The sequence below is a fragment of the Ochrobactrum sp. Marseille-Q0166 genome (assembly GCF_014397025.1).
Taxonomy (GTDB): Bacteria; Pseudomonadota; Alphaproteobacteria; order Rhizobiales; family Rhizobiaceae; genus Brucella.
The window spans coordinates 1,464,664-1,489,749 of the sequence record NZ_JACJUO010000001.1; the positions used below are offsets into that span (position 1 = coordinate 1,464,664).

Consider the following 25,086-nt stretch of genomic DNA (forward strand, 5'->3'; position numbering starts at 1 on the left):
AAAAAGCGCTGGTCACACTTTTTTTAGTGGCGGAATCAGCAAGAAGGGTCTAACGACATAAGCCCATGGCGCGATATGTATTCATCACAGGCGGCGTGGTTTCTTCCCTTGGAAAAGGCATTGCCGCAGCAGCATTGGCTGCACTCCTTCAGGCACGCGGTTACCGCGTGCGTATCCGTAAACTCGACCCTTATTTGAACGTCGATCCTGGCACAATGTCGCCTTACCAGCATGGTGAGGTGTTCGTCACTGACGATGGTGCCGAAACAGACCTTGATCTGGGCCATTACGAGCGGTTTACCGGTCGTCCTGCAAATCAGCGGGACAATATCACCACCGGTCGCATCTACCGCAACATCATCGAAAAGGAACGCCGCGGCGATTATCTCGGCGCGACGGTTCAGGTCATTCCCCATGTCACGGATGAAATCAAAAACTTCATTCTTGAAGGCAATGATGATTACGATTTCGTGCTGTGCGAAATCGGCGGCACGGTTGGCGATATCGAAGCCATGCCGTTCCTCGAAGCTATTCGTCAGCTTGGTAACGAGCTGCCACGCAACAGTGCAGTCTATATCCATTTGACATTGATGCCGTACATTCCAGCGGCAGGTGAACTCAAGACAAAGCCGACACAGCATTCGGTCAAGGAACTGCGTTCGATCGGTATTGCGCCGGATATTCTTCTGGTGCGGGCGGATCGCGAAATTCCGGCTTCTGAACGCCGCAAGCTGTCGCTGTTCTGTAACGTGCGTGAAAGCGCGGTTATTCAGGCGCTCGATGTCTCTACTATTTATGATGTGCCGATTGCTTATCATAAAGAAGGTCTCGACAACGAAGTGCTCGCAGCATTCGGTATCGAACCGGCTCCTAAGCCACGTATGGAACGCTGGGAAGGCATTTCCCATCTTCTGCACAATCCCGAAGGCGAAGTTACCATTGCCGTTGTCGGCAAATATACCGAGCTGAAGGATGCTTATAAGTCGCTTATCGAAGCTTTGCAGCACGGTGGAATTGCAAACAAGGTCAAGGTCAATCTCGACTGGATCGAAGCTGAAGTCTTTGAAAGCGAAGACCCGTCGCCATATCTTGAAAAAGTTCACGGTATTCTGGTGCCCGGCGGCTTTGGTGAGCGTGGCTCGGAGGGCAAAATCCTTGCGGCCAAGTTCGCACGCGAACACAAGGTTCCTTATTTCGGCATCTGCTTTGGTATGCAGATGGCATGTCTTGAAGCCGCGCGAAATCTCGCCGGTATTGAAAATGCTTCTTCGACCGAATTTGGCCCGACCAAGGAACCTGTTGTCGGCCTGATGACCGAGTGGCTCAAGGGCAATATGCTCGAAAAGCGCACGAAGTCGGGTGATCTCGGCGGAACGATGCGCCTCGGTGCATATGATTCCACGCTTAAGGCTGGAACGCGTATTGCCGAGATATACGGTTCGACCGAGATTTCCGAACGTCATCGTCACCGCTATGAGGTGAATGTTGACTATAAGGATCGCCTCGAAGAAAGTGGTCTCGTTTTCTCAGGCATGTCGCCAGATGGTGTTCTGCCTGAAACTGTCGAATATGCCGACCATCCATGGTTCATCGGCGTTCAGTACCATCCAGAACTGAAGTCGCGTCCATTTGAGCCGCATCCGCTCTTCTCCTCTTTCATCGCAGCCGCGATGGAGCAAGGAAGACTGGTTTAAGATAAATACGCGCCCCTTCGGGGCGCGTTTCATTTGTGCGCCTTGTTTAAGTTCAATTCGGACGCCAGATAAGGTGCATCTCAGGCACTTGTAATATTTGAAGGTTCCAAATCATGACGACCGCCAATCCTGCAGTCAAAATCGGTAATGTTACGTTCTCAAACTCTGCGCCACTGGCTCTGATTGCCGGGCCTTGCCAGATGGAAACGCGCGAACATGCTTTTGAGATGGCTGGCCGTCTGGTGGAAATCACCAGCAAGCTTGGCATTGGTCTCGTTTATAAGTCGAGCTTTGACAAAGCCAATCGCACCTCGCTCAGCGCACAGCGCGGCATTGGTCTGGAAAAAGCTCTGGAAGTCTTCGCAGATCTTAAGAAAGAATATGGCTTTCCTGTTCTGACCGACATTCACAATGAACATCAGTGTGCGGAAGTGGCCGAAGTCGTGGACGTTCTGCAAATACCGGCATTCCTGTGCCGTCAAACTGATCTGCTGGTTGCAGCAGCCAAGACTGGCCGCGCGATCAATGTGAAAAAAGGTCAGTTTCTTGCTCCATGGGACATGAAGAACGTGCTGGCCAAGATCACCGAAAATGGCAATCCGAATGTGATGGCCACAGAACGCGGTGCATCTTTCGGCTATAACACGCTCGTATCTGACATGCGTTCGCTGCCGATCATGGCTGGCTTTGGCTCGCCAGTGATTTTTGATGCGACTCATTCCGTTCAACAGCCTGGCGGGCAGGGTGGCTCCTCCGGTGGTCAGCGCGAATTCGTTGAAACGCTTGCAAGCGCCGCCGTTGCAGTCGGCGTCGCGGGTGTGTTCATTGAAACGCATGAGGACCCGGATAATGCACCATCTGACGGTCCAAATATGGTTCAGATCGATAAAATGCCTGCACTTCTCGAAAAACTCATGGCTTTCGACCGGGTTTCTAAATCGATTTAAAATTTCATTAGAAATTCACCGGCGGGGGATGTTCCTCCGCCTTTTATTTCTGTAATGAAGTCTCACATCGGATTTCTTCAATGTGCCTCGCGGCAGGAGCGAGGCTATCTACAGGGAAGGACTTGCCCCTATGACTGCAATCATCGACATCGTTGGTCGCGAAATTCTCGACAGCCGCGGTAACCCGACCGTCGAAGTGGACGTCGTACTCGAAGATGGTGCTTTTGGCCGCGCTGCGGTTCCATCCGGTGCATCGACAGGTGCACACGAAGCCGTCGAACTGCGTGACGGTGGCAGCCGTTATCTTGGTAAGGGCGTCGAAAAGGCTGTTGAAGCAGTCAATGGCAAGATTTTTGATGCGATCGCTGGAATAGATGCCGAAAATCAGCTTCTTGTCGACCAGACGCTTATCGATCTTGATGGTTCGCCAAACAAGGGCAATCTCGGTGCAAACGCAATTCTCGGTGTCTCGCTTGCCGTTGCAAAAGCCGCCGCACAATCCACCGGTCTGCCGCTTTATCGTTACGTTGGCGGCGCTAACGCCCATGTCCTGCCAGTTCCAATGATGAATATCATCAATGGTGGTGCACATGCTGACAATCCAATCGATTTTCAGGAATTCATGATTCTGCCGGTTGGCGCTCCATCGATTCGTGAAGCAGTTCGTTATGGTGCAGAAGTTTTCCACACCCTCAAGAAGCGTCTCAAGGATGCTGGCCACAACACCAATGTTGGTGATGAAGGCGGTTTTGCGCCAAATCTGCTGAGCGCAGAAGCTGCTCTCGATTTCGTGGTCGAATCGATCGAAAAAGCCGGCTTCAAGCCTGGTGAGGATATTGCAATCGGCCTTGATTGCGCAGCAACTGAGTTCTTCAAGGGTGGCAACTACGTCTACGAAGGCGAAAACAAGACCCGCGATCCCAAGGCTCAGGCTGAGTATCTCGCAAAGCTGGCTGGCGATTACCCAATCGTTTCGATTGAAGACGGTATGGCTGAAGACGACTGGGAAGGCTGGAAGTACCTCACCGACCTGATCGGTAAGAAGTGTCAGCTGGTTGGTGACGATCTTTTCGTAACCAACTCGGCACGTCTGCGTGATGGTATCAAGATGGGCGTTGCCAACTCGATCCTCGTTAAGGTCAACCAGATTGGCTCGTTGAGCGAAACGCTCGATGCTGTCGAAACTGCTCACAAGGCTGGTTATACTTCTGTCATGTCGCACCGTTCGGGCGAAACAGAAGATTCGACCATTGCCGATCTCGCAGTTGCAACCAATTGCGGCCAGATCAAAACCGGCTCGCTGGCTCGTTCGGACCGTACCGCAAAGTACAACCAGCTTATCCGCATCGAAGAAGAACTTGGCAAGCAGGCTCGCTATGCGGGCCGCAGCGCTCTGAAGTTCCTCTGAGGGTTAAAAATACGTTGAACTTAAAAGGCGGGCTTCGGCTCGCCTTTTTCTTTGTGTCTTCGTGCCGACATAATTACTTGCTCTCTAGGATTGCAAATTGGGAACAATGTCATGTCGAACGATACACTGGGTTTTTATGCTGATAACGCGGCGAATTACGCTGCGAGCTCCAGCGTTAATCGCAAACTCGATAGCTTTCTAAAGCATGTTCGTCCGGCTGGACTCATTCTTGAACTTGGTACAGGAAGCGGGCAGGATGCGAAGGCTATGCTGGCGTGTGGCTTTGATGTTGATCCGACCGACGGTTCGCCGGAACTGGCTGCGCAAGCCTCGGCGCTGTTGCAGCGTCCAGTCAGGCAGATGCTTTTCCATGAGCTTGATACAGAAGCGCGCTACGATGGTATTTATGCTTCGGCATCGCTTCTCCATGCTAAGCGTGCCGATCTACCAAATATTGTAAGGCATATGCATCGCGCATTGAAACCCGGTGGCTGGCTGTGGGCCAGCTTCAAAGATGGTCTCGGCGAGGGCTATGACGCGTTGGGACGTTACTATAATTATATGAGTGCCGACGAGATTGCCCACATCTGGATGGACAATGCAGCATGGAGTGCTGTGTCATTGGAGAGCTGGCAGGGCAGTGGCTACGATCAGAAACCGACTTTGTGGCATTCGGTAATGTCGAAGCGGTGACGTTTGCCGCATTCCTGTTGAACTGGATTGCACAGAAAGCTCAGTCTCGTAACTGACTGGCGTTGCAGGCTTGCACGCTATCAATGGTATTATGTTTTTAAACAAAAATCTGCATCGGATTAGCCTGCCTCCACGCTACGGTAAATCTCTGTTAAGCAGAATAATGTTTTATGGTGGAAATCGGATTGACGGCTTTATTTCAAAATCAAAGCTTTTGCGTACATCCGGGAAGGAAGCCGAAATGTGGACTAAACAGAAACGTAAATCTATTCGTGGCCGTTTTGTGCTGCCCGTCCTGACGGCTGCGTTCCTGAGTTATTTCGGTTTTCACGCCTATCATGGCGAATTTGGTCTTTATTCCCGTATCCAGCTTGAAGAGCAGAAAAGCCTGCTGACACAGCAGCTGGAGAAGGTGACTGCTGACAGGGCAGCTCTTGAAAAGCGAGTCACGCTTTTACGTGATGGATCGATTGAAAAGGACATGCTTGACGAGCAGGCTCGCAGAGCGCTTAATCTCTCCCATCTTGACGAAATGACGATAATCATTTCTAGGGAAGATCGTTCTAATTAACTTAAATCCAGTTAATTACCTTTTTGTGATATGTTTTTAAGGGCTTGGCGGCATAGCAGCTATGCTTTGCGTGCATATTGTATCTTGTAAATTGCCCGTATAACGTCACAATGGAACGACAAACGCAGATCGCCGCGCGTCCTTCGTGTGCGTGAATGGTGCTCTGATAATTTGAATTGACGCATGCTGCTTTCAAAACCGGTTCCGATTTTGGGTGCATGCTGTAGGGAGCGAGATATGGCACCGAAGGCTAATAAGGCGTCGGCTGGAAAATCGCAGGCGTCTTTTGGGAATGTTCCCAAGACCCCAGCGCCAGCTGATTTCACAAAAGAGCAGGAACTGAACGCCTACCGCGAAATGCTTCTGATCCGCCGTTTTGAAGAAAAGGCCGGGCAGCTCTACGGTATGGGGTTCATTGGTGGCTTCTGTCACCTTTATATTGGTCAGGAAGCTGTTGTTGTTGGAATGCAGACCGCGCTCAAGGAAGGTGATCAGATCATCACTTCCTATCGCGACCATGGGCACATGCTGGCAACTGGCATGGAAGCACGTGGCGTTATGGCCGAGCTGACCGGCCGCCGTGGAGGTTACTCCAAGGGCAAGGGCGGCTCCATGCACATGTTCTCGAAGGAAAAGGGCTTTTACGGCGGTCATGGTATCGTCGGCGCTCAGGTTCCTCTCGGCACAGGTCTTGCCTTTGCGAACAAGTATCGCGGCAATGACAATATCTCTGTCACCTATTTCGGCGATGGCGCTGCCAATCAGGGCCAAGTCTATGAGGCTTTCAACATGGCATCGCTGTGGAAGCTTCCGGTGATCTACGTGATTGAAAACAACCGTTATGCAATGGGTACATCGGTTTCGCGTTCATCCGCTGAAACAGATTTCTCCAAGCGCGGTGTCTCGTTCAACGTTCCGGGCATCAAGGTTGACGGGATGGACGTTCGCGCTGTTGCTGCTGCTGCTGAAGCCGCTGCTGAATGGGCGCGTGCTGGCAAGGGTCCATTGATTCTCGAAATGGAAACCTATCGATATCGCGGTCACTCGATGTCCGATCCTGCGAAATATCGCTCGAAGGATGAAGTCGCGAAGATGCGTTCGGAACATGATCCGATCGAACAGGTCAAACAGCGCCTGATTGAAAAGAACTGGGCAACTGAAGAAGAGCTGAAGGAAATCGACAAGGAAGTCCGCGATATTGTCGCTGATTCTGCCGAATTCGCTCAAAACGATCCTGAGCCGGATGTGTCTGAGCTCTACACGGATATTCTGCTCTAATTCAGGAAAGGTATTGTCATGCCCGTAGAAATTCTCATGCCTGCCCTTTCCCCGACGATGGAAGAAGGCAAGCTGTCCAAGTGGCTGAAAAAAGAAGGCGACAAGGTCACGTCCGGTGACGTGATCGCTGAAATCGAAACCGATAAGGCAACGATGGAAGTCGAAGCTGTTGACGAAGGCACTGTCGGTAAAATTCTCATCGCAGAAGGCACCGAGGGTGTGAAGGTCAACACGCCGATTGCTGTTCTGCTCGGCGATGGCGAAAGCGCCTCCGACATCGGTTCTGCTCCTGCTGCAAAAGCAGAAGCACCGACAGAAGAAGCAAAAGAAGCACCAAAGGCTGAAGAAAAAAAGGCCGATAGCGTGCCTGCTGCTCCGAAAGTTGAAGTTGCTTCCGATCCAGACATCCCAGCCGGTACAGAAATGGTTTCGATGACTGTGCGTGAAGCACTACGCGACGCTATGGCTGAAGAAATGCGCCGCGACGAGAACGTCTTCATCATGGGTGAAGAAGTTGCCGAATATCAGGGCGCCTATAAGATCACGCAGGGCCTTCTCGACGAATTCGGTGCACGCCGCGTTGTCGATACCCCGATCACCGAGCATGGTTTTGCCGGCGTCGGCGTTGGTGCTGCAATGGCTGGCCTGAAGCCAATTGTCGAGTTCATGACGTTCAACTTCGCCATGCAGGCGATTGACCAGATCATCAATTCGGCTGCAAAGACGCTTTATATGTCGGGTGGCCAGATGGGCGCTCCGATGGTGTTCCGTGGTCCTTCGGGCGCTGCTGCCCGCGTTGCTGCCCAGCACTCCCAGTGCTATGCCGCATGGTACAGCCAGATCCCGGGCCTGAAGGTCGTCATGCCTTACTCGGCTGCTGACGCGAAGGGTCTTCTCAAGGCTGCTATCCGCGATCCAAATCCGGTCATCTTCCTTGAAAACGAAATTCTCTATGGTCATCATTTCGATGTGCCAAAGCTTGACGATTTCGTTCTGCCAATCGGCAAAGCCCGCATTCACAAGCAGGGTAAGGACGCGACCATCGTTTCGTTCGGTATTGGCATGACCTATGCGGTCAAGGCTGCTGAAGAGCTGGCTGCACAGGGCATCGATGTTGAAATCATCGATCTGCGCACCATTCGTCCAATGGATATTCCAACGGTCGTCGAATCGGTCAAGAAGACCGGTCGTCTTGTCACCGTTGAAGAAGGCTACCCACAGTCTTCCGTTGGCACTGAAATTGCCACCCGCGTCATGCAGCAGGCTTTCGATTATCTTGATGCGCCGATCCTGACGATCGCTGGCAAGGATGTTCCGATGCCATATGCGGCAAATCTCGAAAAGCTGGCTCTGCCAACTGTTGCAGAAGTGGTGGAAGCGGTGAAAGCCGTGACCTACACCGCCTGAGGAGGTACTGGACATGCCGATTAAAATCACCATGCCAGCACTTTCACCAACCATGGAAGAGGGCAATCTCTCCAAGTGGCTGGTCAAAGAAGGCGACAAGGTTACGTCCGGCGATGTGATCGCTGAGATCGAAACCGACAAGGCGACGATGGAAGTCGAAGCTGTCGATGAAGGTGTTGTTGCCAAGCTCGTCGTTCCTGCTGGAACCGAAGGCGTCAAGGTCAACGCGCTGATCGCAATCCTTGCCGAAGACGGCGAGGATGTCGCAGAAGCAGCTAAAGGCGGCGATTCCGCTCCTGCACCAAAGGCAGAAACGGCTAAGGAAGAGCCAAAGAAGGACGTTGCAACCGCGGCTCCTACAAAGGCTGAAGCCCCGGCAGCTGCTCCGGCACCAGCCAAAAATGCTGAGAACAAGGGCGACCGCGTTTTCGCATCTCCGCTTGCTCGTCGCATCGCCAAGGATGCAGGCGTTGATGTTTCCGCTGTAAAAGGCACTGGTCCTCATGGCCGTGTCGTTCAGCGTGACGTTGAAGCTGCAATCAAGTCCGGCGGAGCGAAAGCAGCATCCGCTGCACCGCAGGCGGCAAGCACGGCTCCGAAGCCTCAGTCAGATGATGCCATCCTCAAGCTCTTTGAAGAAGGCTCATACGAAATCGTTCCTCACGACGGTATGCGCAAGACCATTGCCCGCCGTCTGGTTGAATCGAAACAGACTGTTCCGCATTTCTATCTGACGATTGATTGCGAACTCGATGCGCTGCTGGCTCTGCGTTCACAGATCAATTCGGCTGCACCGCTGACCAAGACGGAGAAGGGTGAGGTTCCGGCCTACAAGCTTTCTGTTAACGATCTGGTGATCAAGGCTGTCGCTCTTGCGCTGCGTGACATTCCTGAAGCCAATGTCTCCTGGACCGAAGGTGGCATGATCAAACACAAGCGTGCGGATGTCGGCGTTGCTGTGTCGATCCCGGGTGGTCTGATTACGCCAATCGTGCGTCAGTCGGAATCCAAAACGCTGTCCGCCATCTCCAATGAGATGAAGGATCTTGCCAAGCGTGCGCGTGACCGTAAGCTCAAGCCTGAAGAATATCAGGGTGGTTCGACCTCCGTGTCCAACCTCGGCATGTTCGGTGTTAAAGACTTTGCTGCGATCATTAACCCACCACATGCGACGATCTTCGCAATTGGTGCAGGCGAACAGCGCGCAGTGGTCAAGAACGGTGAAATCAAGGTCGCCACGGTCATGTCCGTCACCCTTTCCACCGATCATCGTGCTGTCGATGGCGCTCTGGCTGCTGAACTTGCACAGGCCTTCAAGCGCCACATCGAAAATCCGATGGGTATGCTGGTCTGATTGCATGACCTTTAAAAGCGCCGCATTCTCAGAATGCGGCGCTTGAGGTTTTGAAGGGCAGGACTACTCGACTTGGCCCGGCTGAACGCCATGATGCTGCCCAGATAGCCATTTTGGTCGATATTTCGCCTTATGGCTTTGCATATCGGTTGTGGCGAAGTGTTATGGATTTGAAGAAATGGAACGGCTCGAAGCTGTGAAGCGTATCGGGCAGGACAAAGTTCATGACTGGGTATTGCTTACCCGGAATGTGAACTGAGCAAAGGCAGGAACAATATGGCCGATATTTACGACGTTATTGTTATCGGATCCGGTCCCGGAGGCTATGTTGCGGCGATCCGTGCAGCACAGCTCGGGCTCAAGACGGCTGTTGTAGAGCGCGAACATCTCGCTGGCATCTGCTCAAACTGGGGCTGTATCCCCACCAAGGCGCTTCTGCGTTCGGCTGAAGTAAAGCACCTCGCTGATCATGCCAAAAATTATGGTCTGAAGCTTGAAGGTTCAATCACTGCCGATATCAAGGCTGTTGTTTCCCGTTCGCGCGGCATTGCCGAGCGTATGAATGGCGGCGTCGGCTTCCTGATGAAGAAGAACAAGATCGATGTGATCTGGGGCGAAGCAAAGCTTTCCAAGCCGGGTGAGATCGTCGTTTCCAAGACTTCCAAGGCGCCGATGCTGCCTCAGGCACCACAGCCGAAGAACACGCTCGGCGAGGGTACTTACAAGGCCAAGCATATCATCGTTGCTACAGGTGCGCGTCCGCGTGCGCTTCCGGGCATTGAACCAGATGGCAAGCTGATCTGGACTTACTTTGAAGCGATGGTCCCGCAGGAACTGCCGAAAACCATGCTGGTCATGGGGTCGGGCGCAATCGGCATTGAGTTTGCCTCGTTCTATAACGATATGGGCGTTGATGTTACCGTCGTTGAACTGATGTCACAGATCATGCCTGTAGAAGATGCTGAAATTTCGGCTTTCGCACGCAAGCAGCTCGAAAAGCGCGGTCTCAAGATCATCACCGAAGCCAAGGTTTCCAAAGTTGAGAAGGGCGCGGACAATGTGACCGCTCATATCGAGACCAAGGATGGCAAGGTTCAGACACTGACGGTTGATCGCATGATTTCAGCTGTTGGCGTTCAGGGTAATATCGAAAATATCGGCCTTGAAGCGCTTGGCGTTAAGACTGATCGTGGCTGCATTGCCATTGACGCTTATTGCAAGACCAATGTTGACGGCATCTATGCGATTGGTGACGTTGCTGGACCGCCGATGCTGGCGCACAAGGCCGAGCATGAAGCTGTCATCTGCGTTGAAAAGATCGCAGGTCTTCCAAATGTTCATCCGCTCGACCGCAATATGGTCCCAGGCTGCACTTATTGTAACCCGCAGGTTGCCTCGGTAGGCTTGACTGAAGCAAAGGCGAAGGAAAAGGGGCACGACATTCGTGTCGGCCGTTTCCCATTCGTAGCAAACGGTAAAGCGATTGCACTTGGTGAAGATCAGGGTCTGGTCAAGACGATTTTCGACAAAAAGACCGGGCAGCTGCTGGGCGCACATCTCGTTGGCGCCGAAGTGACCGAACTTATTCAGGGCTTCGTCGTTGCTATGAACCTTGAAACCACCGAAGAAGAACTGATGCACTCGGTCTTCCCGCATCCAACGATTTCCGAAACGATGAAGGAAAGCGTACTGGATGCCTATGGCCGTGCGCTAAATATGTAATATAGAAGTTTAATTCCGATATACAAAAACTCCGGCGCAGATGTCGGGATTTAAACTTTGAATTCAATTCACGAGCAACTGCTCTTAAAGGAGTGAACTCATTCCGCTGATCGATAATGGAGGGCCATGGCGGCGTGCCGCTTGGCCCATGATTAAATGGTGTACGACGGGCGGTCTTGCTTTAGGCTTTCTGGCAGGAAGCTTGAGCTTGCTCGGTGGAAATACCATATCGGTCAACGGAATGGCGATCGCTGGCTGGTATGGCGTCTGGACACTGACATTCGCTCTCGGATTTGGCGGACTTTTGTTCGGTTTCATCTGGGCGTTGGTTTTCAGAGCATTAGGTATGGCAGCGAGACGGTAAGCCGCAGTATATTGACGATGTCTCCGGGCATGCCAAGTTGACAGGGTACAGGTCAGAGATTACGAACCGGACCCAATTTAGAAGTGTTTCAAATTTGAGAAAGCTTCGGACAGGCAGGAAACAACATGGTTACAGTTCTCGACACGGTGAACCAGAGACGTCTTCGTCATCCGGAGAAGGCACACCGTCCAGACAATGAAATCCTGAAAAAGCCGGATTGGATCCGCGTCAAGGCTCCGGTTTCGCGCGGCTATAATGAGACGCGCGAGATTGTTCGTTCGAACAAGCTCGTCACTGTTTGTGAAGAAGCTGGCTGCCCGAACATTGGCGAGTGCTGGGAAAAGAAGCACGCAACCTTTATGATCATGGGTGAAATCTGCACCCGCGCCTGTGCTTTCTGTAATGTTTCGACCGGCATTCCAAAGGCTCTCGATCCCAATGAGCCGGAAAGTGTCGCACGGGCCATCAAGCAGATGGGGCTTACCCATGTGGTTATCACATCTGTCGACCGTGATGATCTGGCGGATGGCGGCGCGCAGCATTTTGCCGACGTTATTCGTGCGATCCGCGAAGCAACGCCAAAGACGACCATTGAAATTCTCACACCTGACTTTCTTCGCAAGGAAGGCGCGCTCGAGATCGTTGTTAAAGCACGCCCTGACGTGTTCAATCACAATCTGGAAACGGTTCCGTCGAAGTATCTCAAGGTTCGTCCGGGTGCTCGTTATTTCCACTCGATCCGCCTGTTGCAGCGTGTGAAGGAACTCGATCCAACAATCTTCACTAAGTCCGGCATCATGGTCGGTCTTGGCGAAGAGCGTAACGAAATCCTTCAGCTGATGGATGACCTTCGTTCTGCCGATGTCGATTTCATGACCATTGGTCAGTATCTCCAGCCAACTCGCAAGCATCATCCGGTGATCCGTTTCGTTACACCTGACGAATTCAAGTCTTTCGAGACGATTGGTCGTACTAAAGGCTTTGCGCTCGTTGCTTCCAGCCCGCTGACGCGTTCATCGCACCATGCCGGTGACGATTTCGCGAAGCTCAAGGCTGCTCGCGAAGCGCAGGTTGCAGCACAGGCTTAAGTTCGCATGCCGCAATTTACGAATGTCAGACGTGTTCATCACAGGGCAGAGGAGATGTTTGCCCTGGTTTCGGATGTGGAAAAATATCCGCAATTTTTGCCGATGTGCGAAGCACTCTCTATCCGCTCTTCCAAAGAACGGGACGGCAAGACGCTTCTGATCGCCGATATGACAGTTGGCTACAAGCTGATCCGCGAGACATTTACCAGCCAGGTGCTTCTGAAACCGGAAGAAAGCGTCATCGATGTGAAATATGTCGATGGGCCGTTCCGCTATCTCGACAATCGATGGACTTTTAAACCGGTTGGAGATGGTTCGGAATGCGATGTCGAGTTCTTCATCGACTATGAATTCAAAAGTCGCACGCTTGGCCTTCTAATGGGATCGATGTTCGATCTGGCTTTCCGAAAATTCTCGGAAGCCTTTGAGAAGCGCGCCGACGCGATTTATGGTTAGGCGTTAAGCGCGTCAAGAACCAGAGCCAGCGCAGAAAGCACCGTTTCGTGACGAATATCGTCTCGTGACTTTTCACCAAAACGGCATTCTTTGTGTAGCGTCGCAAAACCTTTGCGCGCGCTGGCAATGTGCACGAGACCGACCGGCTTTTCTGCTGATCCGCCGCCCGGGCCGGCAATACCGGTAACTGCGATGGTGATTCCGGCGCGCGAATTGTTCAGCGAGCCTTCTGCCATGGCGATCGCCACTTCTTTTGAAACTGCGCCCACACGAATGATCAGTTCCATCGGGACGCCGATCATCTCATTCTTGGCTTCATTGGAGTAGGTGACGAAGCCACGATCCACCACATCGGACGAACCGGCAATATCGGTGAGTGCTGCCGCGATCAGCCCGCCTGTGCAGGATTCTGCTGTCGCAATCATAATGCCGTGTTTGCGGCAAGCGTTGAGTACATCGATGGCTTGGGATTCCGCAACAAGCGTCATTCAGGAACCTCTCCGGGATAGATCACAGTTGCCGTAACGATAGCAGCAATACCTTCGCCGCGACCGACAAATCCCATTTTCTCGTTGGTGGTCGCTTTGACGGAAACACGGTCGTGCGAAATGCCAAGCATATTGGCCATGGCTTCCATCATTGCCGGGCGATGTGGACCGATCTTAGGTTCTTCAGCGATGATTGTCACATCCGCGTTGGCGATACGACCACCGGCTTCACGCACGATCTTGACCGCATGTTCGACAAAGATATGCGATGCGGCACCTTTCCACTGCGGATCGGAAGGCGGGAAATGTGTGCCAATATCGCCTGCGCCGCGTGTGGCAAGCAGGGCATCGGTCAGTGCGTGGAGTGCTACGTCGGCATCCGAATGACCGTTCAGTTTCCTGTTGTGCGGGATGGTTACGCCGCAAAGCGTGACGTAATCGCCCGGCTCGAAACTGTGAACGTCATAGCCATTGCCGGTGCGGATATCTGGAAATGAAGTCATAGCATGCCTCAAGCGTTTGTCGGCCATTTCAATATCTTTGGCCCATGTGAGTTTTGTATTGTCTGCCGAACCCTCGATGATGCGCACGGACAGTCCATAAGCTTCCGCAATCGAGGCATCGTCGGTAAAATCCGAACGGCCGCTGAGATAAGCTTTTTCGTGGGCTTCCAGGATCGGGGTAAATGGAAAGGCCTGCGGCGTCTGTGCTGCAAAAAGACCAGCACGAGGGACAGTCGTTCTGACGGTGCCGTCACTGGCCGATTGCTTCAGCGTGTCCGAAACGGCAAGAGCAGGCAGCACACCTTCCTGCGGTGTCAGATTATCGAATATGCGTGCAAGCAAATCCTGCTCAATGAATGGACGCACACCATCATGGATGAGGACATAGTCAGGGGTGTTCTTGTTGAGCGCCAGCAATCCAAGCCGCGTAGATTCCTGCCGCGTCGGTCCTCCGGTAACAACGCGCACATTCTCATAGCATTCGATGATGGCCTTCTCATAAAGCGCCGCATCATCGGCATGGATGACCACAATGATCTGATCAATCTCAGCGCAATGCGCAAAAGCGCGCAGCGTGCGCGAAAGCACTGCCTCGCCGCCGATCCGCCGATATTGCTTCGGCCCTTCAGTGCTCTGTCCCGCCCGTTCGCCGCGTCCTGCGGCTACGATGACTGCTGCTGCCCGTGAAATGTCGGTCGCCTTCGCCAAAAGATTCATCTAGTTAAATGCGGAATAATGCTTTGCGCAAATAATTGCCATACGGCAATCTATTTATCACCATACGCAAGCGCTTTTCCTTGCGTTCAACGCATTGAGTGATTAAAGTGTGGGCTACTTGCATCATGCACATCAAATGGGCATTTCTTGTTGACTACCCTTGAACAACCTCTGAGCATACGCGGTGTGACACTGCCAAACCGTGTGTTTCTTGCGCCGATGTCAGGCGTTTCTGATCTTCCGTTCCGAAAGCGCGCTGCCGAGGCTGGCGCGGGCATGGTTGTATCTGAAATGGTGGCAAGTGCAGAACTCTGCAATCGTCATCAGGAAAGCCTGTTGCGCCTATCCGGCGAAGGGCTTGGTACGCATGTGGTGCAACTTGCAGGACGCGAAGCGCACTGGATGGGCGAAGCAGCCGTCATCGCCGAAGGTGAGGGCGCGGATATTATCGATATTAATATGGGCTGCCCTGCCAAGAAGGTGACAGGCGGTTATTCCGGTTCCGCGCTTATGCGCGATCTTGATCATGCCATGACTTTGGTTGAGGCGACTGTGAATGCCGTTAAAGTTCCGGTTACGCTGAAAATGCGGCTTGGCTGGGATGAAAACAGTATTAACGCACCGGAACTTGCAAAGCGCGCCGAAGATGCGGGTATAGCGATGGTGACAGTTCATGGACGCACACGCTGCCAGTTTTATGAAGGCAAGGCCGATTGGGACGCCATCCATGCGGTGCGCGATGTCGTGAAGATTCCACTGGTCGCCAATGGCGATGTGTCGTCACGCAAAGATGCGGAAGAATTGCTACGTCGCTCGGGTGCCGATGCTGTCATGGTCGGGCGCGCCTCCTATGGTCAGCCCTGGCTTGCGGGCTTGATCGCAGGCAGTGATTTCGCGCCGCGGTCAAATGATGGCATTCTTTCTTATATTATAAGACATTACGAAGATATGCTCGACCATTATGGCAGCAAGACGGGTATACGCCATTCGCGAAAGCATCTTGGCTGGTATCTGGATCGCTATGCAGTCGAAGCATTTTCTCCCGCAGATAAGGCTGAAATCATGACGCTCACCGATCCTCAAGCGGTTATCGCGGCGCTTTCACGCGTTTTTCTGCGTGAAGCAGACAGAAAGGTCGCATGATGGGCAGAGGTGAAACGAACGGCATTCCAGCAATCATTCTGGATGCAATCAATCAGCCTGTCATCATGGTCAGCGCTGACAATCATATTGTGTATGCCAATATGGATGCAGAGCAGTTTTTCCGCTCAGGTTCGTCCATCTTGGCGCGTAACCGTCTTGAATCCTTTCTGCCTTTCGGCAGCCCATTGCTGGCTCTGGTCGATCAGGTTCGCACCGCTCAGGTTCCGGTGAACGAGTATCGCGTCGATATTTCATCGCCAAAACTTGGTGCTGAACGGATTGTCGATCTTTATGTCGCTCCGGTCATCGAAACGCCGGGTGCGGTCGTTATTCTGTTTAAAGAAAAGACCATGGCGGAGAAGATCGACCGTCAGATGACCCATCGCGGGGCCGCACGTTCGGTGACGGGGCTTGCTTCCATGCTGGCACATGAGATCAAGAACCCGCTTTCAGGCATTCGTGGGGCCGCTCAACTGCTTGAACAGGTGGTTGGTGATGAAGACCGCGCATTGGCACGTCTGATTACCGATGAAACTGATCGCATCGTGAAGCTCGTTGATCGTATGGAAGTGTTTTCCGATGAGAGACCAATCGAGCGCACGGCGGTCAATATCTATTCAGTGCTGGATCATGTGAAGACATTGGCGCGAAACGGTTTTGCCCGGCACATCCGCTTTATCGAGGAATATGATCCGTCATTGCCGCCGGTTTATGCTAATCGCGATCAGCTTGTGCAGGTTTTTCTCAATCTGGTGAAAAATGCCGCCGAAGCGCTTGGTGACCGTGAAGGTGCCGAGATCACACTCTCGACGGCTTATCGTCCGGGCATTCGCCTGCAGGTGCCGGGTGCGAGTGATCGTGTTGCCCTGCCGCTTGAGTTTTGTGTCCATGATAATGGTCCGGGCGTGCCCGAAGATATGCTGCCGCATCTGTTTGATCCGTTTGTGACGACCAAAACCAACGGGTCAGGCCTCGGACTGGCGTTGGTGGCCAAAATCATTGGAGATCATGGCGGCGTAATCGAATGCGACAGTCATCCCTCGCGCACCACGTTCCGCATATTGATGCCGCAATGGAAAAGTTCAGCCGATAATATGTCTGCAAAGACAGGAGATAATGCATGATTGCCGGACGTCCGACAGGTACGATTCTCGTTGCGGATGACGATGCTGCAATTCGCACAGTGCTCAATCAGGCACTCTCGCGTGCAGGCTATGATGTTCGGGTCACATCCAACGCAACCTCACTGTGGCGCTGGGTGGCGGCTGGCGATGGTGATCTGGTGATTACCGACGTCAACATGCCAGATGAAAATGCGTTTGATCTGCTGCCGCGCATCAAGAAAATGCGACCTGATCTGCCGATTGTGGTGATGAGTGCGCAAAATACATTCATGACAGCGATCCGTGCTTCGGAGGCGGGAGCTTATGAATATCTGCCAAAGCCATTCGATCTGACAGAGCTCATCAATATTGTTGGTCGTGCTCTTTCAGAGCCAAAGCATAAGCCTGCTGCCGTCTTGCAGGATGAGCAAGCAGAGAACATGCCGCTCGTTGGCCGTTCCCCCGCCATGCAGGAAATCTATCGCGTCTTGGCCCGCATGATGCAGACCGACCTGACCATGATGGTGACGGGTGAGTCGGGTACAGGTAAGGAACTGGTCGCGCGCGCTCTGCATGAATATGGTCGCCGCCGCAAAGGACCGTTTGTTGCCATCAATATGGCCGCAATTCCGCGCGATCTGATCGAATCCGAACTGTTTGGTCATGAAAAAGGAGCCTTTACCGGTGCACAGAACCGCTCCAGCGGTCGTTTTGAACAGGCCAATGGCGGTACGCTGTTCCTTGATGAAATCGGCGATATGCCGATGGAAGCGCAGACGCGTCTACTGCGCGTGTTACAGCAGGGCGAATATATGACAGTTGGCGGTCGCACGCCCATAAAGACCGATGTGCGTATCGTGGCCGCAACCAACAAGGATTTGCGCCAGCTCATCGCGCAGGGTTTGTTCCGCGAAGACCTTTATTATCGTCTGAATGTTGTGCCACTGCGCCTGCCACCACTTCGTGAACGCAGCGAAGATGTGCCTGATCTGGTTCGACACTTCTTCAAGCGTGCTGCCGAAGAAGGTCTGCCCGAAAAGCGCATTACACCTGCTGGCATCGAAATGATGCGTCGCTATCCATGGCCTGGTAACGTGCGGGAACTCGAAAATCTTGTTCGCAGACTTTCAGCGCTTTATCCGCAAGACGAGATTTCACCTGAAATCATCGAGACCGAATTGAAGTCAGAACTTTCAAAGCCTGATATTCCGATTGCGGTTGCAGGAGACATTGAAAATATCACCATATCGCAGATAGTTGAGCAGAATATGCAACGATATTTTGCATCGTTTGGAGCTGATCTGCCGCCGCCAGGGCTTTACCATCGCGTGCTGGCGGAGTTGGAATATCCGTTGATTCTTGCTTGCCTGACTGCAACACGCGGTAATCAGATCAAGGCTGCAGAGATTCTCGGCCTTAACCGTAATACGCTGCGTAAGAAGATAAGAGAGCTGGGCGTCAATATCTATCGTGGTGCCAAGCAATAACAATCAGGCAATAAGTCACTCAAAGTTTCGTCCGGTCTCATATAAGCTGTAAACAATCGTTGCATTTTCGCCACAATGCGTTGCATAGATGCAACGCTATTGGATAATATGGTTAATATGAATACAGCGAATCTGATGACGGATAGGGATAAGGCGCAACGCTCGTCGCGAGGTGGTGAGGGGCGTAGGCTTCTTGCGTTGCCAGGTATTATTACCGTTGTGTTGGCACTGGTTACAGCGTCAATTTCTTTTGCTATCCTCATCGGTATCACGCCCATTACGCCTGATCGCGCAGTCACACTTGCTCTGGTCATTATAAATGTTGCGTTGATTATTTTTCTGATCCTGCTTATTTGCCGTGAGATTTTCCGCATCGTATCGGCTCGCCGATCAGGGAAGGCCGCCTCCAGGCTGCATGTCCGCATTGTTGCGCTGTTCTCGCTGATTGCGGCTGTTCCGGCAATCGTGGTGGCAATCGTCGCTTCCGTTACGCTCAATCTTGGTCTTGATCGCTGGTTTGATACCAATACGCGTGACATCGTTAGCTCGTCACAAAGTTTGACAACTGCCTATATTCGCGAAACAGCCCTCAATCTGCAAAGCACCTCTTTTTCAATGCTTCAGGAGTTGGATGCACAGCGGACACTTTACAGCCTCGATAGGGGCGGTTTCATTCGTTACATGACGCTGCAAGCTGGGGGTCGTGGCCTTCTTGGTGCATTTCTGGTTCGTGAGAATGGCAGCGTCATTGTCAAAAGTGAGACGGGCGTAGAGACGCGACTTCCACCACCGACAGAAGATGCATTGAAGACTGCTGTCGATGGAAAGCCGGTTATTATTCCCCCGGGCAACAGTAATTTTGTTGGCGCTGTCATCAAGATGCGCGAAATTCCTGATCTGTATCTTTATACGGTCCGCGCCGTGGACCAGCAGATATTGGATGCTATGCGGCTGATGGAAGCCAACACGGCACGCTATCAGGAAATGGACGCAAACCGGGTTCCGACGCAGATAGCTTTTGCTTTGCTCTATTTCGGCCTGACGCTGATTGTTCTGTTGTCCGCCATCTGGACTGGCATTGCTGTCGCTGATCGTCTTGTTCGTCCAATCCGTTTGCTGATTGGTGCCGCTGATGATGTGGCTGCGGGGAATCTCGATAGTTCTGTGCCTGTTCGCTCCTCAGATGGCGACGTTGGTGCGTTGTCTGGAACGTTCAACAACATGGTCGCGGAACTAAAAAGCCAGCGTAACGAACTTCTCTCCGCCAAAGATCAGATTGATGAGCGCCGACGTTTCTCGGAAGCCGTGCTTTCGGGCGTTACTGCCGGTGTTATCGGTATCGAGTCAGATGGTTCTATCTCTATCCTCAATCGGTCTGCCGAGCATATGTTCGGGGTCAGCTCGCAGGATGCAATTGGCAGGAGTTTGAGCAGTATTGCACCGGAGATCGGTCAGGCTTTTGAAGTCGCACGCACGACGGGCCGCACTGTTCATCGTGAGCAGGTAAGTATGACTCGTAGCGGTGTTGCCCGCACTTATAACGTGCAGGTGACTGTCGAGGATGCTGAATCCGATGATCATTCTTATGTCGTTACTGTTGATGACATTACTGATCTCGTTCAGGCACAGCGCTCGTCTGCATGGGCGGATGTGGCGCGCCGTATTGCTCACGAGATCAAAAATCCGCTCACGCCGATCCAGCTTTCCGCTGAACGCATTCGCCGTCGTTATGGCAAGGTGATTGTTGAAGACCGTGAAGTCTTTGATCAGTGTACTGAGACAATCATTCGTCAGGTTGGCGATATTGGTCGCATGGTCGATGAATTTTCGTCTTTTGCGCGGATGCCAAAGCCTGAAATGAAAGACATGGATATGCGCGAAGCGTTGCGCGAAGCGTCATTCCTTATCGAAGTGAGCCGTCAGGATATAAAATTCACCCATGAATATGGTTCTGAAAAGCTGATAGGGTCTTTTGACAGCCGTCTTGTTGGTCAGGCGTTCGGTAACGTCATCAAGAATGCCAGCGAGGCAATTGATGCCGTTCCGAAGGAAGAGCGTGGCGATGGGCATATCCTCGTGCGCTCGGGCAAAGCAGACGGGCAACTCGTTGTTGACATCATTGATAACGGCAAAGGTTTGCCGCGTGATGATCGACAGAAACTTCTCGAGCCTTACATGACCACGCGAGAAAAAGGCACAGGCCTCGGCCTCGCTATCGTCCGCAAGATCGTTGAAGACCATGGCGGACATCTGGAATTGCATGATGCGCCAGCAGATTTCCATGGGGGACGCGGCGCAATGATACGTATGACTTTTCCCGAGGTTTCCGCCGGCTCATCTGGTGTGGAAGAGGGAAATTCCGGAAATCAGATAATTGGACAGGTGAACTGATATGGCAGCCGATATTCTTGTAGTTGATGACGAAGCGGATATTCGGGAACTCGTTGCAGGTATTCTCAGTGACGAAGGCTATGAAACCCGCACAGCTTTTGATGCCGATAGTGCGCTTGCGGCGATTGATGATCGTGTTCCACGGTTGGTGTTTCTTGATATCTGGTTGCAGGGCAGCCGTCTTGATGGTCTTGCACTGCTTGATGAAATCAAGAAACAGCACCCGGATCTCCCTGTTGTGATGATTTCCGGTCATGGTAACATTGAGACGGCGGTATCGGCAATTCGACGCGGCGCCTATGATTTTATCGAAAAGCCTTTCAAGTCTGATCGTCTTATTCTGGTTGCAGAACGAGCGCTTGAAACCTCGAAGCTCAAACGCGAGGTTTCCAATCTGCGCAAGCGTGGTGGCAACAGTATGGAGTTGATTGGCGCATCACTCGCCATCAACCAGCTGCGCCAGACCATTGAGCGCGTTGCCCCAACCAACAGTCGTATTATGATCACCGGCCCTTCCGGCGCGGGCAAAGAGCTGGCCGCGCGTGCCATTCATGCGCAATCGACCCGTGCCAATGGCCCGTTCGTGACCGTTAATGCGGCAACCATCACTCCAGAGCGTATGGAGATCGAGCTTTTCGGTACAGAAATGGATGGTGGCGAACGCAAAGTTGGCGCACTTGAAGAAGCACACGGCGGTATTCTTTACCTTGACGAAGTTGCTGATATGCCGCGGGAAACGCAAAACAAGATTTTGCGTGTGCTCGTCGATCAGCAGTTTGAGCGTGTTGGCGGAACCAAACGCGTAAAGGTTGATGTCCGCATTATTTCATCGACGGCACAGAACCTTGAAGGCATGATTGCCGAAGGAACATTTCGTGAGGACCTATTTCATCGCCTTTCCGTAGTTCCGGTGCATGTGCCGGCCCTTGCAGCGCGTCGCGAAGATATTCCATCGCTGGTCGAATATTTTATGACGCAGATTGCCGAGCAGTCCGGTATCAAGCCGCGCAAGATCGGATCAGATGCGATGGCCGTTTTACAATCCCACAGCTGGCCGGGCAATATTCGACAGTTGCGCAACAATGTTGAACGTCTGATGATTCTGGCCCGTGGCGATGATCCGGATGCTCCGGTGACAGCTGATCTGCTGCCAGCGGAAATTGGCGATACGTTGCCGCGGGCGCCGACTGAATCCGATCAGCACATCATGGCATTGCCCTTACGTGAGGCGCGTGAGCGTTTCGAGAAGGAATATCTCATCGCGCAGATTAATCGCTTTGGTGGCAATATCTCGCGTACAGCTGAATTTGTTGGCATGGAACGCTCGGCATTGCATCGCAAGCTGAAGTCGCTCGGCGTTTAATATTCAAGTAGGCGGTTAGATATGCGTGTAATCGTGTGCGGAGCAGGGCAGGTCGGTTACGGTATAGCCGAGCGGCTCGCTGCCGAGCAAAATGACGTTTCCGTCATTGATACGTCTGCTCGTCACATTGAGATTGTGCGCGATACGCTTGATGTTCGTGGATTTGTCGGCCATGGATCGCAACCGGATGTACTGGCTGCGGCTGGTGCAAACGAAGCTGATATGATTATTGCTGTGACGCTATCTGATGAAGTCAACATGGTGGCTTGTCAGGTGGCGCACTCGGTTTTTAATGTTCCGACCAAAATCGCCCGTATTCGCGCCCAGTCTTATCTTAAGGCTGAATATCAGGACTTGTTCCTGCGTGAAAATCTGCCGATCGATGTCATTATCTCACCGGAATTGGAAGTTGGTGAGGTTGTTCTTCGTCGTATTGCATTGCAGGGAGCAACGGATGTTTTGCGTTTTGCCGATGAAAAGATCATTGGCCTCGCAATCGAATGTCTGGATGAGTGTCCGGTCATCAATACGCCTTTGAAGCAGTTATCCGATCTTTTTCCTGACTTGGCGGCGACAGTGGTGGGTGTCGTGCGTAATGGCAGCCTGTTTATTCCGCGTTCGGGCGACCAACTCAACGCCGGTGATTTGGCTTATGTTGTGACGACTCGTGAACAGGTTCGCAGAACGCTATCATTGTTCGGGCATGAGAAACCGGAAGCACATCGCATTGTCATCGCGGGCGGTGGTAATATTGGGCTTTATGTCGCCAAAGCTATTGAAGAGCGTAAATGGCATACACGCATAAAAATGATTGAAAGCGAGCACGAGCGTGCTTTTGCCATTGCAGATCAGTTAAACCGGACCATGGTTCTGCACGGGAGTGCACTTGATCAGGCTTTGTTGCAGGAGGCCGATATTGAAGATGCCGATCTTTTTGTGGCACTGACCAATCAGGATCAGGTGAATATTCTCTCCAGCATCATGGCGAAGCGCTTGGGATGCAAGTCGAATATGGCTCTTATCAATACAACCGGCTATCAGGATTTCACTCACATGGTCGGTATTGATGCCTATATTGATCCAAAGGCTGTTACCGTATCGAAGATATTGCAGCATGTAAGGCGCGGACGAATTCGAGCTGTCTATAGTATCTATCGCGACATGGCTGAAATCATTGAGGCGGAAGCGCTTGAGACGTCATCGCTTGTAGGAGCACCGCTTCGGGATCTCGATCTGCCGGAAGGCCTTCGAATTGGTGCGATCTATCGTGACGGCCAGGTTATCCAGCCGAATGGCGACGTCCGCATAAAGCCGAAAGATCGTGTTGTGATTTTCGCGACTGCTGATGCTATCAAGTATGTGGAGCAAATGTTCCGCGTGAGCCTTGAATTCTTCTGATTTAAGCTCCAATAAATGCCTAAATTTCTTGCCCGGTGGCTTTAATGGATATCTGCACTTTCTGGTACGGGCCGCGATTGCGTGATGTCGATCGTATTTGTCTCGCGTCTATGGTGATGACTGGTCAGCATGTGAAGCTGTTTTCATATGCGCCTATTGAAAATGTTCCCAACGGCGTCGAATTGCATGATGCTAGCACCATTTTGCCTGAACAAGTGTTTAAGCGGCTCGATCCTAGTTATCCAAATCTTCGCAGCCGTACGACGATCGTTCAGTTCAGCGATATTTTCCGTATCATGCTGATGAAGCATCAGCAGGGTGTTTGGCTCGATACGGATGTCTATCTTCTCAAGCAGTTTCATCCCGACCCATCAAAGCCATACCTGGCACGCGAGAATCACTTTCGCGTTGGTGTTTCCGCACTTTACCTGCCGCATGATCACCCGATTATTCGCGAATTTGAAGACTATGTGGCGGGTAACTATCCATTGCCGCGCTGGCTTGGACTGCGTCGTGGCAAGCTGCGGCCATTATACTATCGTCTGATTGGTAAGGAAGTCACACCGGCTGCGATCGGGATTACGATTTTCGGTAATGATGGTATATCAAGGCTGGCGCGCAAGTATGGCATTTTCAGAAGTGCTGCTCCTCAAGAGAACTTCTACTATTGGGTTGGCAAGGAGGCGACTCGGATTTACGATCCTGCTTATGGGTTAGAACCGACGAAACACCCTGATTTCATTGGCTTTCATATACACAAGAAGCACAAGGAAGTTGTCTCGATGCAGCCGGGCAGTTTCTATATGTGGGCGATTGATCGCGTGAAACCGATGATTGGTGAGCCGATTTCTACTGAGGTGAAATAGCGCTCATCTGTTGCAACCCCAGAAATAATTGCATATCGAGTTTTAAATTTGCTGGTTGCGCAAAGATTCCCATCCTGTTAACCGAAGCTTAAGAGCGAAGCAGTTGTCTTTCCACAGCAATTGCCAGTAGCAACCGGTTTTGGTCGGCTCGGGAGCTTGATTTATATGTGTGCGCGTGTTCGTCTGGCATGAGCGAACAAACTGCTGATCGATTAAAGGAATAAAAACAATGGCTGAACGATCGCAAAATCTTCAAGACCTTTTTCTCAATTCTGTACGCAAGCAGAAAATTTCACTGACCATTTTCCTTATCAATGGCGTGAAACTCACGGGTATCGTGACTTCGTTTGACAATTTCTGCGTATTGCTGCGTCGCGATGGTCATTCGCAGCTTGTTTACAAGCATGCAATTTCGACCATTATGCCGAGCCAGCCGGTACAGATGTTTGAGGGTGAGGAAGCCTGACGCTTCTCAGTTTATAACTGACCAGTTTTATACTGGAGCGTGGTGATCTCTTGAAAAGTCACACCGCTCCAGTTTTTTCGATTCAAATCCGCATCAGGCTTGGGCCTCTAGGATCATGATTTGATTAACCGGGGCGTCTTCTGTTTGAAACCGCAAGTGCGGAGACCTATCTGCTGGAT

21 protein-coding genes and 1 pseudogene are annotated in these 25,086 nt (G+C 52.1%); 20 read left to right on the forward strand and 2 right to left on the reverse strand.

The window, feature by feature from the left end:
- The first annotated feature begins 65 nt into the window (after positions 1–65).
- The 12 genes from H5024_RS07015 to H5024_RS07070 all read left to right on the forward strand — a co-directional run bounded on the left by H5024_RS07015 (position 66) and on the right by H5024_RS07070 (position 12,982).
- Complete coding sequence (locus H5024_RS07015; protein ID WP_187544767.1) at positions 66–1,694, forward strand: CTP synthase; 1,629 nt, start codon at positions 66–68, stop codon at positions 1,692–1,694.
- A 113-nt stretch (positions 1,695–1,807) separates the two neighbouring features.
- Entirely contained in the window at positions 1,808–2,641 is an 834-nt protein-coding gene (gene kdsA, locus H5024_RS07020; protein WP_187544769.1) for a 3-deoxy-8-phosphooctulonate synthase, read from the forward strand.
- A 130-nt stretch (positions 2,642–2,771) separates the two neighbouring features.
- Positions 2,772–4,049, forward strand: coding sequence for a phosphopyruvate hydratase (gene eno, locus H5024_RS07025; protein ID WP_187544772.1), 1,278 nt, complete (start codon positions 2,772–2,774; stop codon positions 4,047–4,049).
- 111 nt (positions 4,050–4,160) lie between these two features.
- Entirely contained in the window at positions 4,161–4,742 is a 582-nt protein-coding gene (locus H5024_RS07030; protein ID WP_187544774.1) for a class I SAM-dependent methyltransferase, read from the forward strand.
- A gap of 241 nt (positions 4,743–4,983) precedes the next feature.
- Entirely contained in the window at positions 4,984–5,313 is a 330-nt protein-coding gene (locus H5024_RS07035) for a septum formation initiator family protein (protein ID WP_187544777.1), read from the forward strand.
- A 237-nt stretch (positions 5,314–5,550) separates the two neighbouring features.
- A complete protein-coding gene (pdhA, locus tag H5024_RS07040; RefSeq protein WP_187544779.1) occupies positions 5,551–6,591 on the forward strand; it encodes a pyruvate dehydrogenase (acetyl-transferring) E1 component subunit alpha in 1,041 nt (346 codons plus the stop codon).
- 18 nt (positions 6,592–6,609) lie between these two features.
- Positions 6,610–7,998: a pyruvate dehydrogenase complex E1 component subunit beta gene (locus H5024_RS07045; protein ID WP_187544781.1), complete on the forward strand. Its 1,389-nt coding sequence runs from the start codon at positions 6,610–6,612 to the stop codon at positions 7,996–7,998.
- 13 nt (positions 7,999–8,011) lie between these two features.
- Entirely contained in the window at positions 8,012–9,352 is a 1,341-nt protein-coding gene (locus H5024_RS07050) for a pyruvate dehydrogenase complex dihydrolipoamide acetyltransferase (RefSeq protein WP_187544783.1), read from the forward strand.
- 276 nt (positions 9,353–9,628) lie between these two features.
- On the forward strand, positions 9,629–11,074 hold the full coding sequence (gene lpdA, locus H5024_RS07055; RefSeq protein WP_187544785.1) for a dihydrolipoyl dehydrogenase: 1,446 nt from the start codon (positions 9,629–9,631) through the stop codon (positions 11,072–11,074).
- A gap of 148 nt (positions 11,075–11,222) precedes the next feature.
- Positions 11,223–11,438, forward strand: coding sequence for a hypothetical protein (locus tag H5024_RS07060; protein WP_187544787.1), 216 nt, complete (start codon positions 11,223–11,225; stop codon positions 11,436–11,438).
- Between the two features lie 125 nt (positions 11,439–11,563).
- Positions 11,564–12,526: a lipoyl synthase gene (lipA, locus tag H5024_RS07065; protein ID WP_187544789.1), complete on the forward strand. Its 963-nt coding sequence runs from the start codon at positions 11,564–11,566 to the stop codon at positions 12,524–12,526.
- Positions 12,527–12,532: 6 nt separating this feature from the next.
- On the forward strand, positions 12,533–12,982 hold the full coding sequence (locus H5024_RS07070; protein ID WP_187544792.1) for a type II toxin-antitoxin system RatA family toxin: 450 nt from the start codon (positions 12,533–12,535) through the stop codon (positions 12,980–12,982).
- Here the strand turns inward: H5024_RS07070 and H5024_RS07075 are convergent.
- Both H5024_RS07075 and H5024_RS07080 read right to left on the reverse strand, forming a co-directional pair.
- On the reverse strand, positions 12,979–13,470 hold the full coding sequence (locus H5024_RS07075) for a CinA family protein (RefSeq protein ID WP_187544794.1): 492 nt from the start codon (positions 13,468–13,470) through the stop codon (positions 12,979–12,981). The two genes, H5024_RS07070 and H5024_RS07075, sit on opposite strands and share 4 nt — an antisense overlap.
- A complete protein-coding gene (locus tag H5024_RS07080) occupies positions 13,467–14,690 on the reverse strand; it encodes a bifunctional 2-C-methyl-D-erythritol 4-phosphate cytidylyltransferase/2-C-methyl-D-erythritol 2,4-cyclodiphosphate synthase (protein ID WP_187544797.1) in 1,224 nt (407 codons plus the stop codon). Before H5024_RS07080 ends, H5024_RS07075 begins: the two co-directional genes overlap by 4 nt.
- A gap of 150 nt (positions 14,691–14,840) precedes the next feature.
- Here H5024_RS07080 and dusB point away from each other — a divergent pair, with 150 nt between their 5' ends.
- The 8 genes and pseudogenes from dusB (at position 14,841) to hfq (ending at position 24,907) form a co-directional block, all read left to right on the forward strand.
- Complete coding sequence (gene dusB, locus H5024_RS07085) at positions 14,841–15,833, forward strand: tRNA dihydrouridine synthase DusB (RefSeq protein ID WP_187544799.1); 993 nt, start codon at positions 14,841–14,843, stop codon at positions 15,831–15,833.
- On the forward strand, positions 15,830–16,957 hold the full coding sequence (locus H5024_RS07090) for a nitrogen regulation protein NR(II) (protein WP_187544802.1): 1,128 nt from the start codon (positions 15,830–15,832) through the stop codon (positions 16,955–16,957). The genes dusB and H5024_RS07090 overlap by 4 nt, the downstream gene beginning before the upstream one ends.
- Positions 16,954–18,423, forward strand: a complete 1,470-nt coding sequence (gene ntrC, locus H5024_RS07095) for a nitrogen regulation protein NR(I) (protein WP_187544804.1) — start codon at positions 16,954–16,956, stop codon at positions 18,421–18,423. Before H5024_RS07090 ends, ntrC begins: the two co-directional genes overlap by 4 nt.
- A 75-nt stretch (positions 18,424–18,498) precedes the next feature.
- Positions 18,499–20,745: pseudogene (locus tag H5024_RS07100) on the forward strand (PAS domain-containing sensor histidine kinase); the annotation flags it as partial.
- 70 nt (positions 20,746–20,815) lie between these two features.
- Positions 20,816–22,177 carry a sigma-54 dependent transcriptional regulator gene (locus H5024_RS07105; protein ID WP_187544809.1) on the forward strand — a complete coding sequence of 454 codons (1,362 nt, stop codon included), beginning with the start codon at positions 20,816–20,818 and terminating at the stop codon, positions 22,175–22,177.
- A 21-nt stretch (positions 22,178–22,198) separates the two neighbouring features.
- Positions 22,199–23,575, forward strand: coding sequence for a Trk system potassium transporter TrkA (gene trkA, locus H5024_RS07110; RefSeq protein WP_187544812.1), 1,377 nt, complete (start codon positions 22,199–22,201; stop codon positions 23,573–23,575).
- A 44-nt stretch (positions 23,576–23,619) separates the two neighbouring features.
- Positions 23,620–24,441, forward strand: a complete 822-nt coding sequence (locus tag H5024_RS07115) for a glycosyltransferase (protein WP_187544815.1) — start codon at positions 23,620–23,622, stop codon at positions 24,439–24,441.
- A gap of 229 nt (positions 24,442–24,670) precedes the next feature.
- Complete coding sequence (hfq, locus tag H5024_RS07120) at positions 24,671–24,907, forward strand: RNA chaperone Hfq (RefSeq protein ID WP_002964239.1); 237 nt, start codon at positions 24,671–24,673, stop codon at positions 24,905–24,907.
- The last annotated feature ends 179 nt before the right edge of the window (positions 24,908–25,086 follow it).